The organism is Microbacterium nymphoidis (genome assembly GCF_021044885.1).
Lineage (GTDB): Bacteria > Actinomycetota > Actinomycetes > Actinomycetales > Microbacteriaceae > Microbacterium > Microbacterium nymphoidis.
The window spans coordinates 171121-187025 of record NZ_JAJNOD010000002.1 but is presented as its reverse complement, the minus strand read 5'-3'; the positions used below and the strand labels follow the sequence as shown (position 1 = coordinate 187025).

The 15905-nt window shown below is 64.2% G+C and carries 9 protein-coding genes; 5 read left to right on the top strand and 4 right to left on the bottom strand.

Translation table 11 applies throughout. The features are described from left to right. Positions 1–1720: 1720 nt before the first annotated feature. Positions 1721–4147 carry a glycosyltransferase gene (locus LQ566_RS10095; RefSeq protein ID WP_231091558.1) on the bottom strand — a complete coding sequence of 809 codons (2427 nt, stop codon included), beginning with the start codon at positions 4145–4147 and terminating at the stop codon, positions 1721–1723. A gap of 281 nt (positions 4148–4428) precedes the next feature. Here LQ566_RS10095 and LQ566_RS10090 point away from each other — a divergent pair, with 281 nt between their 5' ends. Together LQ566_RS10090 and LQ566_RS10085 are read left to right on the top strand one after the other, a co-directional pair. Then, positions 4429–5283, top strand: a complete 855-nt coding sequence (locus LQ566_RS10090; RefSeq protein ID WP_231091557.1) for an ABC transporter permease — start codon at positions 4429–4431, stop codon at positions 5281–5283. Continuing rightward, complete coding sequence (locus LQ566_RS10085) at positions 5267–7129, top strand: ABC transporter ATP-binding protein (protein WP_308070810.1); 1863 nt, start codon at positions 5267–5269, stop codon at positions 7127–7129. The genes LQ566_RS10090 and LQ566_RS10085 overlap by 17 nt, the downstream gene beginning before the upstream one ends. An 80-nt stretch (positions 7130–7209) precedes the next feature. On the opposite strand, the gene LQ566_RS10080 is transcribed toward LQ566_RS10085, so the two are convergent. Then, positions 7210–9561, bottom strand: a complete 2352-nt coding sequence (locus LQ566_RS10080; protein ID WP_231091556.1) for a glycosyltransferase — start codon at positions 9559–9561, stop codon at positions 7210–7212. Positions 9562–9623: 62 nt separating this feature from the next. On the opposite strand from LQ566_RS10080, the gene LQ566_RS10075 reads away from it, so the two are divergent. Both LQ566_RS10075 and LQ566_RS10070 read left to right on the top strand, forming a co-directional pair. Then, positions 9624–10790: a nucleotide sugar dehydrogenase gene (locus LQ566_RS10075; protein WP_231091555.1), complete on the top strand. Its 1167-nt coding sequence runs from the start codon at positions 9624–9626 to the stop codon at positions 10788–10790. A gap of 69 nt (positions 10791–10859) precedes the next feature. After that, positions 10860–12365 (top strand): sugar transferase, encoded by a 1506-nt coding sequence (locus LQ566_RS10070; protein WP_231091554.1) that lies wholly within the window; start codon positions 10860–10862, stop codon positions 12363–12365. A gap of 100 nt (positions 12366–12465) precedes the next feature. Here LQ566_RS10070 and LQ566_RS10065 read toward each other — a convergent pair whose 3' ends face one another. After that, complete coding sequence (locus LQ566_RS10065; RefSeq protein WP_231091553.1) at positions 12466–12978, bottom strand: VanZ family protein; 513 nt, start codon at positions 12976–12978, stop codon at positions 12466–12468. A gap of 248 nt (positions 12979–13226) precedes the next feature. Here LQ566_RS10065 and LQ566_RS10060 point away from each other — a divergent pair, with 248 nt between their 5' ends. Continuing rightward, the gene (locus LQ566_RS10060; protein ID WP_231091552.1) at positions 13227–15290 is read left to right on the top strand and encodes an acyltransferase family protein; all 2064 of its coding nucleotides are present in this window, start codon (positions 13227–13229) and stop codon (positions 15288–15290) included. Between the two features lies 1 nt (position 15291). Here the strand turns inward: LQ566_RS10060 and LQ566_RS10055 are convergent, their stop codons facing one another. Beyond that, positions 15292–15831, bottom strand: a complete 540-nt coding sequence (locus LQ566_RS10055) for a VanZ family protein (RefSeq protein ID WP_231091551.1) — start codon at positions 15829–15831, stop codon at positions 15292–15294. Between the last annotated feature and the right edge of the window lie 74 nt (positions 15832–15905).

The following is a 15905-nucleotide window of genomic DNA, read 5'->3' as shown; positions in this document are numbered from 1 at the left end:
GAGGCGATGCGCGGGCGCTACGAACCGAATCGTGAGACCCGGTGTGTTCGTGACTCGAATCAGCTGGAGCAAGCCCACAGCCGACGATGGAAGGAATCCACGCGCGATGCAGAGCAGACGCCCCGGCACCTGAGTCGCGCCGGGGTAGCCCACAAACCTCTCACCAAACTCGGAGTACGGGATGAGGTGTGTTCGCGCAGGTGCCGGAGTTTGTGTGAACGCGTCGCGCACAATGAAGGCGCTCGTGACCCGGTCGAGCAGTTCAGACGCGATCCGATCCGACCGGCTCCTCTGGTCACGTTGATCAGTGCCATCGACCGTTCGCACCAGCGCGATTCGATGTTTGCGGAGATTACGCACGAAGGCCCATGTCGCCAACAGCCGCTGGCGAGAGCTCGCGTCAGCGGTCCCGATGAGGGTGTCGAGGCTCGAATCCACGACGTGCACGACGTCCACGTCGAAGCTTGTCAGTACCCCCTGTGAGTATCTGAAGGTTAGGCCCGGATTCGACTCCCCCACGACCTCGTCCACATATCGCAGTACAGGAGCCGGCGGACGATGAGTGAAGTGGACGGTGAGGTCGCGTGCCGACCGGGCTTGAGCGTTAGGAGACTCCACGACAACCATAATATAGTCAAGGTTCACAGCACGAGAGGCTTGGAATGCAGCACGTCTTCATTCACCCGGCGGGGCAGGATGACAACCTTGGAGACTCAGCACTTCGGGTCGGACTCCTCCAAGCACTCCGCGCTCCGCAGCAACGCCTGCACGTCCTACTCGAGGGACAGACATCGGACTACCTGAGTGCCATGCCACTACAGCCTGACGACGTGGTCTATGAGTCCCGGCGTGCGTGGCTAGCCGCACGCCGGAAGGTTGCAAGGCCCGTGTACGTTGTGAACGCAGGAGAGATCAACCCAGTCGTTGATCGTGCCTATCCCCACCCCAGACGCGCCGTCGAACTGAGGGACACGGTGAAGCGAGGGGGCGTGGTGATTGCTGCCGGGCTCGGATTGAAGGACCCGTCAAACGCAAGCCGTGTTAACTTCGATATCGCTCTCCGTGATGCTTCGATCATGTCTTGGCGGGACCAAGGGTCAGCCGAGGCTGCAGGATTCGGGACGCATGCCCCTGATTGGGCCTTTGCGCTGGGCAGCGCGCCGTCGACATGGCTTCCCGATGCAGGCCGTCATCGCCTCGCAGTGACATTGCGGTTTGATCGCCCCTGGCCCTCGGATACTTGGTTCACAGCGGTTCGGCGTCTCGCCGCCCGCACTTCGACTCAGATAGTGACGGTGGCACAGGTCGCACGTGACGCCCCGCTGGCGGTACGTCTAGCCGAGGCGCTCGGTGGCCAGTATCTAGTTGCGAATTCCACAAGCCATTCGGACCTTGATCAGCACGTTCGACAGGTGTACCGCGAGTCGCTGGCGGTCGTGAGTGACCGAGCCCACGCACTCATTATGGGGGCGACGGAAGGTGCGTATCCACTCGGAAGTGCTGCGGATCCTCAGAAAATCATCCGCCTACTTACGACCGCGGGCGTCGGGGCTCTTACAGGACACCACTCAACCTTCAACGACCGGCAATCGCGGCTCGAGACAGAGCTTCCCACCCTCGCTTCCGCGATGAACCGCTCCCGCGCAGAGCTGATCGCTCTCTCGAGCAGAATCCATGATGTCCTGGGCTCAGTCGCTGACTGAGCCCAGGACATCCGACGTTACTTCTGTCGCAGAATGATCGCGCGCTTGATTCGATGGGCATGCGGGCGCAAGCCGGGAAATACCTGAAGCACGGTTCGCCCCACAGGGGCAGCAGCTCGCCAAGCGCGCGAGCCGATGGACATGCCTTTAGGTGACCCCAGGTCGCTGTTCCTCCGAGGCGTGCGACTAGACACACGCCCCTTCCCATTCGTCCGCTTCGATTTCGACACCTGAGCTTTCCCGTTGGACTGCTCATCAGCGCCGCGTTCCGCATAGAAAATCATGAGGTCCAAGAGCCTGCGCGCATCTTCGAATGTAGGTTCGGGTGAGAACTCCTCCGGAAGCGTGTCAGTTACGACTTGCTGATAAAGCTGGGAAAAATCGTAAGCAATCTCGCGGTTGGCCGCACTGATCGACGCCCGCGAAAGCGCCTCGTACCGAGCAGGGTCACGTGATACCGCGGCAATTGCCTGAGCGAGGCCGGCCGGGTTCTGCTGGGGCGTGGCAACAATGCCGTCATTATCTTGCACGAGTGTCAACCACGGAAGTTCGTACATGAACACCGGGAGGCCACGAATCTGCGCTTCTGCGATAGTCAGTTGATAACCTTCAATGATACTCGTGGAGACGAATGCATCCGCCGAGTCAATGGCCGCTAGGAGCTCCTCACCACGGCGCTCCCCGACAGCCCTGACGAAGTGGTGCAGGCGCCGTCTTCTCACCTCAGCGTTGAAGCGCGTGGCAGTCCAGTCTTGCCACTTTGGGCCGATGACGGTGAGCTGGAAATCGACCGAGAGCTTCCGCAATTGTGCAGCAACCTCGATCAGCTGGGAAACGCGCTTTGTGTGCTCATCAAGCCGCCCCCACCACACCAGCTCCAAACGCTCGTTCGCCAACTTTTTAGGGCGGGATATGCGTGCCGACTCCATGAGCAGCGGGGAGGGTGGATTCGGAACATATGCGCTGTTCAAAACCCCGCGGAGCTTCCAGAATGCGACATCCAATGGAGACAGCGAAATGAGCTTCTCCAGTAGCGAGGCGTTCGCCTTCAGTAGCTCATGTAGGCCATTGAGGTCGTAAATTGGCCGACCTGCGAAGTTGTGCAACCACCCAATCGTCGCCACACCCAGGCCGCGTGCCACTAGGGCATACTCGGGCCAGTCCCGACTATAGAGAACTTGATGATCGATAACGACATCAATGTGGAAGTCTTGACAGATCTCACTCCACTCAGCAAGGCGGTCAGGAAGGCCACTTCCTCCCATCTCAATGAAATGTGCACCTTGGGGTACGAGATTTCGCTCGCTGCCAAACCGGCGAGCCACAATAGTCACGTTGTAACCAGCCGCCATGAGGAAATTCGCCTGCGCGAGAAGCACACCCGAGACGCCTCCAGTAGTCAACGCCCTCGTTGTGAGCAGGACGTTGCGGACGTTCTTAGACTTCAAGTCGACTGGCTTGCTGTGCTCTTTGAGAGCAGGAAGATTCGACGGATAGAAGCGGACGGCGGCGACTGCAAGATCAAGCGCAGGGGTACAAGTATGAAGATGGTCAAGCATCTGAGGCATCAGATCACTCGTAGTGTGCGCGAGGAGGTAACTTGTTACGTAGCCAATAATCGACAACCGTACTGATTCATAGTTGTCCATAAGCTCAGCAGGATCACTACTCTTTCGAGCTATGAGCCTTACGGCGGGTTCGATACTACTAATAGAACGAATAGCATCAGCGTAGAACTCCGCCTGGGCCATCGTATCCACCACTTGACCGCTTCCGCCGCGTCCATAGTGGTAGCGATAAAGACGCTCGGAAACAGAAACGAACTTCTGTGCAAGAGCCGCCACGAGATAGAGGAGGGGAAGATCATTCACTCGTGGGAGAACGAGATCAGCGGGCAGCATCGCATAAGCCTCCCGCACAATCTGTGTTCGGAAGAGGTAACGCCAAAGTTGGCCCTGAGCTGGTTTATCTACTGGGAAGAGACCCTGGAGCACGCCAGCGGCTGACAGCTCTGTGAACTTCGGCTTCAGACGTTCCTGGTAGCCACCCACCGTCCTTCCGTCGGCTCCGACTACCTCTACGGCGAATCCGACCAAGTCAGCCTTGTGTTCCTCCGCCACAGCCAACGAACGTTCAGCCGCTGTGTCCAGTAGCTCGTCATCCCCGTCAAGGAAGAGCACATACTCGCCCTGCGCGGCTAGGATTCCGGCCCTTCTCGCCTGAAACGCCGACTTGTTCGAGCTCTGCCGGATCACACGCACACGAGGATCCCGCTCCGCATACTCCTCAAGGACGCGGGCAGTGCCATCGGTCGAGGCATCATCCACGCAGATAACCTCGATATTCCGCATTGTCTGAACGAGGCAGCTGTCAAGCGCGCCTGCAACTGTGCTCTCGTCGTTGTGAACCGGAATCACGATCGTGAGGCGCGGGGCAAGAGACATAGGATGCTCCGGGAGATTGGGCGGAATCGGTGCGGTGAGCGCCGGCTTCCCACCAACCCCCACCTCGCGATTCTATGCCCTCCCAAGACGCAGCAACGATCCACGCGGCCGAGACGCTCGCGTTCCAGCGCCGTGGTCGGCCAACTGCGCCTCGCCCCGAGACCTCCGTGCCGATGCACACAGCATGGCGCAGTATGCTGGGTCCGATTGTGTACACGTACGCCGTGCACACGTTGGGCGATCACGCCCTTCGAGGATCAAGTTCGGAAGGCGGAGCCAGGGTGGAAGACGTACGTCCGCAGCCTCCGGCGCCGGGGCTCGTGGAGGTGGGGCAACGCCCGCCATTCTTCCCCTACGTGGCTGAGGCTTGGCAGCGACGCTCGTTCGCCTGGACACTCGCCAAGTACCGTCTATCCAGCGACCTCCTCAAGAACCGCTTAGGGTTTTTGTGGCTGATCCTGAGGCCCCTCGCCACGGCAGCAATCTATGGAACCATCTTCGGCGCGATCCTCTCTAACGCGGCCCGACCGGATGATTGGGTCCCTTACCTGATCACCGGCGTTTTCACGTTTCAGTACTTCACCGGTTGCGTCGGCAGTGGATCAAAGGCAATCACTGGGAATGCTCGCCTTGTTCAGAGTCTCGGCTTCCCTCGCATTCTCTTGCCAATCTCCATAGTCATGGAGCAAACACTACGCGTCGTCCCCATTTTTGTCTTGCTCATGATCCTCCTACCAATCTTTGGTGTCGGAGTGAGCTGGTCATGGCTTCTACTGCCCCTTGTACTGCTGCTCATGGCGATCTTTAATTTCGGAGTCGTTCTTATTGCTGCCCGACTATCTGTGTGGGCGCGGGATGTGCAACAAGTAATTCCCATCGTCAATCGGGTCTTGTTCTACGCAAGCTCGATCTTTTTCCAGTTGGACCAAGTGTTCGCGGACCAGCCCGCCATCCTCACGATCGCACACCTCGTGCCGACGTATGACTTCATCGCTTTGGTCCGCGATGTGATGCTCAACGATCATCCGGCACCTTTGTTGGCTCTCATTGCCGCGCCAGTGTGGGCCATTCTCGCACTTGCGGCAGGCGTGCTCGTATTCTGGAAAGCGGAGGCTCGCTATGGCCTCAGCGACTGATCACACTGCCGGGAGGTCGGCGGACGAAAGCACCTTGGGTCACCCACTGATGGTGGTCGATAACGCGCACGTTCATTATAGAGTGTACGCGTCTGGAAAGCAGTCGAACGCCAGCGACAGCGCATTCAGCCTAAAAGCAATGCGTGGCGGCCGGGGTCTGCAAACTGTTGAGGCTGTTCGCGGTATAACCTTTAGCGCCGCCGGCGGCGAGTCGATCGGCGTGATTGGTCACAACGGGTCTGGGAAATCCACGCTCTTCCGCGCGATGAGCGGCCTTTTGCCGACCACCAGCGGGAGGATCTGGGCCGCAGACAGACCAGTGCTTCTGGGAGTAAACGCCGCCCTCATGCCGGAACTTTCGGGCGAGAACAATATCAAGCTGGGCCTTCTAGCAATGGGTTTCACTCAAGAGGAGGCGGCAGCACAGGTCGGCCCTATTGCGGAATTTGCCGAACTCAACGAGTTTATAAGTCATCCAATGCGGACTTATTCCTCCGGGATGGCCGCCCGCCTAAAGTTCGCCATCGGTTCGGCTAAATCCCACTCGATCCTGCTGATTGACGAGGCACTCTCCGTCGGGGATCGACGCTTCCGCACGAAGAGCGAAGCACGAATCCGAGAGCTCCGGGACAGCGCTGGCCTGGTCATGATTGTCAGCCATTCCGTGAGTTCCTTGCGAGACACATGTGAACGAGTTCTGTGGGTGCATAAGGGAGAGCTACGCGCGGATGGGGCGGCACGTGATGTAATCGATGAGTATGTGCGATGGACCAAGAACCCGGGGAGTATCGCTGTCGGCGCAGCGCCGTCCGCTGCTAAGCCGCGCCGCCTGAGCGCAGCTGCCAAGAGGGCCGCTGCCGCTGCCGCTGCCGCTGCCGCTGCCGCTGCCGCTGCCGCTGCCGCTGCCGCTGCCGACGATACTGCCGGCGGCGGGTCCAATGCCGTTACGAACAGCGATTCAGTTCGCTCCACCGCACTAACGAATGAGCCGCTGCGGGGGGAGCCTGCGCGGACGCGCACCGATTCAATCCGCATGGCGAGCGGCGTTGCAACTGGCACCCGTCCCACCGCGATAGTCTCGACGGCCGCTACGAATCCGCGTAGCAGCGCTCGTCGCGCGCGATACCTTGCCGCGGAGCGCACCAAGTCACGCCGTCGTATCGCGGCGTTCTCCTTCACAGGTGGGGCGATTTTGCTCGCGGCGGCCGCAGGAGCAGCAATCTCCGTAGCGGCGAACCAGGCGGACCGCAGCGCGCTTACGGAGATTAGGGCATCAGTTTCGGCCCCTCCGACTTCATCTCCGACACCTTCGGCTGTTCCGGTCTTGCCGGTGATCAATGAGTTCACTTCCTCCACTCCCACCGCATTCTGCGAATCCGTCGACTCATCGACGGAGGTGAGCCTGATCTGGAACGTAAGCGGTGCAACATCTGTGTCGGTTGCTGTCGCGACAGCGGACGGCGCGTCGACAGAGTTCCTCTTGACCGATCAATCGCTCGCGGTTCCTTCCCAGCCGGTGGTGTTCCCGTGCGCCAACGAGTCAACGGTTTACACCTTGGTCACCACCAACGCCGGCGGGCAGCAGGTGACATCGACGGTGACGGTGACCCGCGAACTAGCGCCTGAGACGACCCCTGAGGAAGTTGAGGAGCCCCCGGCGGAGCCCACGGAAGAGCCGATACCACCAGTGGTCAGCGAGCCGCCCGCGGAGCCCTCTCCCTCGCCCAGCGTCCCAACGACCGAACCGACTATCCCTACCGAGCCAACGACAGAGCCCACAGTCGGCCCGACAACCGAGCCGACTGACCCACCCCCGACAGAGGGTACGACTGGCGACGCTCCCTGACGGCGCGAATGCGGTCGCGCCCGTCTCCAGCCCTTCGCGCTCTACACGGGATGTGATGCGGCGAGCACGAGCCGCGCCTTTCAGCGCGCGCGGAGCCACCCCTTCGCGCGGTGCGCGAGGGGCCGCAGCCCGGGGACCCGCTCCAGAGTGGCACGTCCGAGTGGCGCCGCCGATTGCCACACGCGCACACCGAGTGACGACTGATCCACCGCACTCTGGGTCGTCTGCTCACGTCCGCGGTGCGGGGCGCGCTCGGCGAAGAACACCATGAGTCCGAGGAGCTGCTGAGCATCCTCCAGGGCCGGCGCAGGAGAGAACTCCGGGGGCAGCGTCCCCTCCACTACTCCGGTGTAGAGCGCGGCGAAGTCATAGGCGAGGGCCTGGCCGGCGGCCTTCACCGAGGCGTCGGACAGCTCACGGTAGCGCTGCGGGTCAGCGAGGACCTCGCTGATCTGACGGGCGAGGCCGGCGGCATCGCCTTGTCGCACGGCCACGACTCCGTCGTTGTCCTGAACGAGGGTGAGCCAGCGCAGCTCGTACATGAACACGGGTAGGCCGCGCGCCTGCGCCTCAGCGATGGTGAGCTGATACCCCTCGATGATGCTCGTGGAGACGAACGCATCGGCCGCGTCGATCGCCGCGACCAGCTGGTCGCCGTGTCGCGGGCCGATGGCCACCACCTGTTCGCCCACACGGCGGCGGCGCGCTTCGGCGTTGAACTTCTTGGCCGTCAGGGTGTCCCAGTCGGGCCCGATCACCGTCAACCGGAAGTCCACCGACAGCTTGCGCAGCTGCACGCCGATCTCGATGAGCTCGGTCACCTGCTTGGTGCGCTGTTCCAGACGCCCCCACCACACCAGCTCGATGTGCCCGGCCGGGGGCACCTTGGTCACCTGCTGGGCCACCGATGCCTGCAGCATGGGCGACGGCGGGTTCGGCACGAACGCGGCATGCTGCACCCCGCGCAGCTTGAAGTACGCCACGTCCAGGGGGGACAGGGTGATGAGCTGCGCCAGCGTGTTGCTGCACTGCTCAATCAGCGAGAGTCGATCGTTGCCGTCGTAGATAGGTCGCCCCACGAAGTTGTGCAGCCAGCCCACTGTGGCAGCGCCCTCCGACCTCGCCATCAGGGCGAACTCGGGCCAGTACCTCGTGTACAGCACCTGATGATCGATGACGACATCGATCTCGTGCTCCCGGCAGATGTCCGCCCACTCCTGCATGCGGTCCACCAGCTCTCGCGCCTCGAGCTCGACGAACTCGACGCCCGGCGGGACCGCCTTCGGGTCGCTGCCCTTGCTTCGTGCCACCACGGTCACGCGGTAGCCGGCCTCACGCAGATAGTGCGCCTGCGAGGCGAGAACAGCGGAGACGCCCCCGGTCCTGAGGGTCGACGTCGCCAGCAGCACGCTGCGCACCGGTCGATGGCCCACCGGCTGCCACGGGGTATGGAACTTCAGCACCGTCAGCACGCGGGGGTAGAAACGCGCGGCGCCCTGGATGATGTCGTGTGCGGACGCCACCTCGTGCAGGTGAGCCAGCGCCGCATCCAGCACCGTGCTGTCGCTGCGATCGATCAGCTGCGAGGTGACGTAGCCGACGATCGACAGTCGCGCCGACTCATAGGCGTCCCGGAGGGCCTGTGGATCCGCGTGCCGCGGGGCGAGCGCATCCACAGCGGCACGGATGCTGTCGATCGACCGGATCGCCGAGACGTAGAACTCGGCGCGTTCGATGCTGTCGACCACCTGCCCGCTCCCACCGCGGCCGAAGTGATAGCGGTACAGCTTCTCCTCGATCGACACGTAGCGTGTGGCGAGAGCCGCCACCAGGAACATCAGCGGCAGGTCGTTGACACGAGGCAATACGAGGTCGTCGGGAAGCTCGGCGTACGCGTCGCGCAGCACGCTGGTGCGGAACAGGAACCGCCAGAGCTGCCCCTGCGCGGGCGTCCCCAGCGGGAAGAGGCCCTCCAGCACGGCCAAGGCGCCGTCCAGGCGCTCGTGTCGCGGCTGCAAGCGGCGCTCGTACGATCCGCCGGTGTGACCGTTCTTGTCGATGACCGTCACGCCGAACCCGACGAGATCCGCATCGCTCTCGCGCGCCACCGCGAGCGCACGCTCGGCGGCATGGGGCACCAGCTCGTCGTCACCATCCAGAAACAGCACGTAATCGGCCTCGGCGGCGAGGATGCCCGCACGACGAGCCTGGAACGCCGAGAGGTTGCGCTCCTGCTGGACAAGCCGCACCCGCGGGTCCCGCGCCACGAAGTCCGCGATCACCGCGGCGGTCCCGTCCGTGGATGCATCATCCACACAGATGATCTCGACGTCGGGGAGCGTCTGTGCCAGCGCGCTCTCGATGGACGCGGCGAGAGTCGCCTCGTCGTTGAACACCGGCATGACGATCGAGACAACGGGAACCGGCTTCACCACACCGATTCTAGGCGTCCGGTAATCCGGATCTGGTATCGGGCACGTCTATCCTGGAACCTATGAAGATTGCGATCGCCGGCACGGGCTACGTCGGACTCTCGAATGCCGTCGTCCTCGCACAGCACCACGAGGTCATCGCGGTCGATGTCAACGAGCACAAGGTGGACCTGCTGAACCAGCGGATCTCCCCCATCGTCGACGCCGAGCTCACGGAGTACCTCGCCACTCGCGAGCTGAACCTCACCGCCACGCTCGACGGCGCCGCCGCCTACCACGACGCCGAGTTCGTCGTCGTGGCAACACCCACCAACTACGACGAGGTCACCAAGTTCTTCGACACGTCGTCGGTGGAGTCGGTGATCGATCAGGTGCTCGCCATCAACCCGGACGCCGCCATCATCATCAAGTCGACCATTCCCGTCGGCTTCACCGAGCGCATGACGAGCGCGCACCCCGGGGCCACGATCATCTTCTCCCCCGAGTTCCTGCGCGAAGGTCGCGCGCTCTACGACAACCTGCACCCGTCGCGCATCGTGGTGGGCGACCGCGGACCGGTCGGACGCCAGTTCGCAGATCTGCTGGTCGAGGGCGCGATCGATGAAGACGTTCCCGTGCTCCTCACCGGCGCAACCGAGGCGGAGGCGATCAAGCTCTTCGCCAACACCTACCTCGCCCTGCGCGTGGCCTACTTCAATGAGCTCGACACCTACGCCGCCGTGCACGGCCTGTCCAGCCCCGAGATCATCGAGGGCGTCGGGCTCGACCCGCGCATCGGATCCCACTACAACAACCCGTCGTTCGGCTACGGTGGCTACTGCCTTCCCAAGGACACGAAGCAGCTGCTGGCGAACTACTCCGAGGTGCCGCAGAACCTCATCACGGCCATCGTCGATGCCAACCGCACCCGCAAGGACTTCGTGGCCGAGGACATCCTGTCTCGCGGCCCCCGCACGGTGGGCGTCTACCGCCTCGTGATGAAGGCCGGATCCGACAACTTCCGGACGTCGTCGATCCAGGGCATCATGAAGCGCATCAAGGCGAAGGGCGTCGAGGTCATCGTCTACGAGCCCACCCTCGAGGATGCGGAGTTCTTCCACTCCGAGGTGGTCAGCGATCTCGAGGAGTTCAAGCAGCGCGCCGACGTGATCGTGGCCAACCGGTCCAGCGACGTGCTCGCCGACGTGGTCGAGAAGGTATACACCCGCGACATCTACGGTCGCGACTGACAGGCAGATGACACCCCCCGTGCACCCCCCACGCAACCGGCAGCGCAGATCGCTGCGGGCGTGTGGTGCATGTCCACGGAGCAGCTCGTGACCGTGGAGCCCGAGGACTCGGACGCGAATGCCATCGCCTCAGCACGCGCGGAACCGCTGGCACCGCGACGTGCGACGAAATGGGCGATGCGCTACGCGCGCCGTCTCTTCGTCACCGACGTCATCGTGATCACGGTGCTGCTGACCGCCTTCGGCCTGTTCGGACTGCGCAGCAGCACCCTCGCCTGGCCCGGCGGCCCCAAGCTGCCCTACGCTGTTCCGCTCCTGCTTGTCGCTGTGCTGTGGCTGGTGTGCCTGGAGGCATTCGAAACACGCGATCGTCACATCGTGGGCGACGGCGTCGTCGAGTACCGCCGTATCATCAGCGCCACGGTCTTCGTCTTCGCCGTCGTGATCTCCCTGGCGTTCTTCCTCCGCATCGATGTGACGCGCGCGCTCTTCGTCATCGTCCTGCCGGCAGGTCTCCTCGGACTGCTGCTCAGCCGCTGGCTGTGGCGGCAATGGCTGCGCAAGCGCCAGTGGAACGGCACCTTCGTGTTCCGCGCGGTGCTGCTGGGCGAGAAGGCGAAGATCCAGCACATCGCCCGGCAGATCCGTCGCATCAAGGTCAGCGGCTACGTGATCGTCGGGGCCATCACACCGGACGGCACACCGTCGCAGATCGGTGACGTACCGGTGCTCGGTGCACTGAAGGACACCGTCAGTGCTGTGGACCGCACCGGAGCCGACACCCTGATCGTCGGCGGAAGCGACGAGCTCGACCCGAACACCATGCGCCGGCTCGGGTGGGCCATGGCGGATCGAGACGTGAACTGGGTGGTGGCGCCGGCGCTCACCGATGTGGCGGGTCCGCGTATCCATGCCCGGCCTGTCGCGGGCCTCCCGCTGGTGCACGTCGACTTCCCCCGCCTCGAAGGCTATCGCCGGGTGGTCAAGCGCACGTTCGACATCGTCGCGGGCAGCGTCATGCTCGTGTTGGCTCTGCCAGTCATGCTGGTCACCGCCATCGTGATCCGCGCGGAGGGCCCGGGGCCCGTGATCTACGCCCAGGAGCGTGTCGGCCGCCACGGAAAGACCTTCCACGTGCTCAAGTTCCGCTCGATGGTCCCCGGCGCGGATGCCCAGCTTCCGGGACTGCTCGACCAGCAGGGAACCGCGGGACAGCCGTTCTTCAAGGTTGCCGATGACCCCCGCATCACCAAGGTGGGCAAGTTCATCCGTCGTCACTCCATCGACGAGCTGCCCCAGCTGTTCAACGTTCTCCGCGGCAACATGAGCCTCGTGGGCCCGCGTCCCCAGGTCGCCTCGGAGGTCGCGCTCTACGAGGAGGGCGTCGAGCGACGTCTGCTCGTCAAGCCGGGGATGAGCGGGCTGTGGCAGGTGAGCGGTCGGTCCAAGCTCTCCGCCGAGGATTCGATCCGCTTCGATCTGTACTACGTGGAGAACTGGTCCTTCGCCCAGGACCTGCAGATCCTGTTCCGCACGTTCAAGGCCGTCGTCGCACCGGGCAAGACCGCGCACTGACGCGCTCCCGCCCGCGCGACGCTCTTGCTTCGCCGCCGGGCCACTCGCTGCGTAGTGCGTGAGGGCTTCCCCGGCACCGAAGCAGGGAACGCCGTTCTGATCAGCCGCGATCGGCGAAGAAGAAGGCGCGCGCGACCACACGCTTGTCGCGCGCGTGAATCGCGGCGACGAGGGCCACGGCGATCAGCAGCCCCAGCCATCCGCCGATCGTGTTGGAGATCACATCACCGATGTTCCCGGAGCGCTTCTCCAGGAACAGCGCCTGGGCGAGTTCCAGAGCGCCGGAGAACGTCGGCACGGCGGGGAGGACGAGCCAGCGCGCACGTGAGGGCAGCACGAGCGCGAGGAAGAAGCCGAACGGGATGAACATCACGATGTTCGCCGTGAACTCGAGCGCGTGATAGTTGAACGCATCCGGCACCCCGGCGCTGTGGGCGACCGTGAGCACGCGGTCGATCCCGCCCATGTTCCCTTCGGTCACCGGCGTCGGTCGCAGCGTGAGGACCAGGATCGCGCCCACGATCAGCGCCAGCAGCGCCGCCGCGATGACCACACGATGCCGGCTTCGGGCGGGTTCCCGGATGGCCGACGTCATCGGCTGGGCATCGGCCACGTGCTTCCCCTTGTTTCGCGTCATCCGCGCCGTGCCCGGTGAGGCGCTCACCGAGGTGACGGCATATGTAGGCTACCCGCGCGCCGGGACCCGGTCCAACGCCCAGGTGAGCGGAGGTAGGCTGGAATTGGTGCGCGCCGCGAGGCTGCACGCCATGCGTCTCCCTGGACGCCCGTTCGCACATCCGCGCGCCTTCGACCGGTCAACGAGGATCGTCAAGGTCATCGCATCATCGCGGGAGTTTTTCCATGTCGTCTGCCGTCACCACCCCGACCGCGCCGACACCGCCCGACACGCCGACCGTGCGGCGGGCGGACCTCGAGGGTCTCCGCGTGGTCGCCATCTTCCTCGTGGCCGCCTATCACGTGTGGACCACACGCGTGTCCGGCGGTGTGGACGTGTTCCTCCTGCTCTCGGGCTTCTTCGTGGGAGGCTCGCTCTGGCGCCAGTTCGTGGCCGGCCGGCCTCCTCGCGCTCGTGCCTATGCGGCGAAGCAGGTCCGCCGCCTCGTTCCGACGATGATCGTGGTGCTCGCGGCCACCATCGTGGCATTCGTCGTCCTCGCACCGCGCACGCGATGGCTGGAGGGAGCCGAGGAGACGCTCGCCTCGCTGTTCTACGTCGAGAACTGGTGGCTCACGCTGAATGGCCAGCAGTACGGTGCGGCGCAGGCGACGACGAGCCCCTGGCAGCACTTCTGGTCGATGTCCGCACAGGGGCAGTTCTTCGTGCTGGTGCCTGTCCTCTTCGCCCTGCTGTGGCTCGTCACGCGCCACCGCACGGAACGGACGCGGGAGATCGCCTTCCTCTGGCTCCTCGTCGTCGCGACCGCAGCGTCGTTCCTCTACGCGGGCTATGCCGTCACGGTCGACCAGGCGGCCGCCTACTACTCGACGCCTGCGCGGCTCTGGGAGTTCCTGCTGGGAACGCTGGTGGCGGTGCTGCTGCGTCGCTGGAGCCCGCGGGGCAGACTGTGGCCGGTGGTCAGCTGGGCGGGTCTACTCACGCTGGTGCTCGCAGGCTTCGTGGTCGACGGGAAGGCCGCATTCCCCGGCCCCTGGACTCTCGTTCCGCTCGGCGCAGCGATCGCCCTGATCGTCAGCGGCGCAGCTCCACACGGATTCGGCGCTTCTCGTCTGCTCTCGCTCCGCTGGATTGCCGGATGCGGGAAGTACACGTACGCGTTCTACCTCTGGCACTGGCCGATCCTGATCTTCACGTCCCTGTACCTGGGTCGCGAGACGGGCTGGCTCGCGGGCATCGCCATCCTCGGCACCGCCGGCGTGCTCTCGGTCCTCACCTACCATCTGGTGGAACAGCCGCTGCGAAGCCCGCGCGCGGTGAAGGAGCGGGCGCCCCGATCGCGGTGGGTGGCGCTTCCGCTGGTGACGGCCCTCGGGCTCTTCACCGTGATCGCCCCCGTCGGCTGGACGGCGTCCGTGGCGATGCGTACGGCCCAGGCCGCGGACTCCGACGACGACTTCCTGACTTACCCGGGCGCCCTCTCCGTCACCAGTCCCGAGATCTACCAGGTCGCCGACGGCGTGGAGCCGATCCCCGCCATCGACACGGTGAGCACCGACTTCTCGCAGCTGGTCCTCGATGGCTGCACCGTCGCACTCGACGACTCGGAACTCGCCGACTGCAGCTATGTCGACGGCTCCGGGCTCCGGGTGGCGCTGTTCGGCGCATCGCACTCCGAGCACTGGTTCGAGGTGGCGCTGGAGCTCGCCGAGGAGAACGACTGGACGCTGGTTCCGTTCGTCAAGCCCGCGTGCGTTCCCGCCCTGCCCGAGGAGACGGTGGAGGGACCGTGCCGCGACTGGCTCGCGTCGACGTATGACGCGATCGAGTCCGGAGGATTCGATCTGGTCATCACCACGGCAACGCGCCCGGGTGAGGACGGCGACGAGGTGCCTTCGTTCTACGTGAGCATGCTCGAGAAGCTGTCCTCCATCACCACGGTTCTCGGCATTCGCGACAACCCCGGATTCGCCGTCGACATGCCGGAGTGCTACGCGATGGGAGGCGAGTGCGACTTCCCGCTGAGCGACTATCTGAGCTCACCCAGCCCGACGGACGCGCTGGATATCCCCCACGTCGCCTATGTCGACGTCAACGATCTCATCTGCCCCGACGGGATCTGCTCACCGGTGGTCGGGAATCGATTCGTGTTCCGCGACCAGTCACACCTGACCACCACCTACATGGTCTCCATGCAGGTGGAGGTCGCACAGCGGTGGAGCGACGCGCTGAGGGACCAGCTCGACTTCGACGTGGCCGAACGCCACCCGGACGGAGCCGGCGCGTAGGTCAGCGACGCCCGCCGTATCGCGCGTCCCAGAGTGCGCGCTCGATCACCTTCCGGTCACGGGCATGCACCATTCCCACGATGATCGCCGCGAGCAGCAGACCGGCCCAGCCGCCGATGGAGTTGGCCACGACGTCCTGGAGAGTGGCGAACCGTGCCGACAGGAACGTCGCCTGGAACCACTCGATCCCCGCCGACAGCGCCGGCAGCAGCAGGATGCCGAGCCACATCACCCGGCCGAGCGCGAGACCCAGCAGCAGACCGAGGGGCACGAACATCGCCACGTTCGCCGTGAACTCCAGCTCGCGGTAGTCGAACCAGGCGGGTACGCCGTTGCGGTGGAGCACCGCGAGGACCTTGTCGATGGAGCTCTCGTACCCCTGATCCAGCGGAGTGGGCGACAGGGTCGCCGCCAGCACCACGCCGAGGCAAGCCAGCAGCAGCACGATCGCGATCCCGGCTCGGAGGTGGCTGCGGGGCGGCCGCGGAACGACCTCACGGACGGTGCCGCGATCGAGCAGTTCGGTCACAGCATCGGACACGGTTCCTCCTGGGGTCGGGATGCCCATGGTATTCGCATCACCTCCACGCCTCCCGAGCACATCCATGGACCATG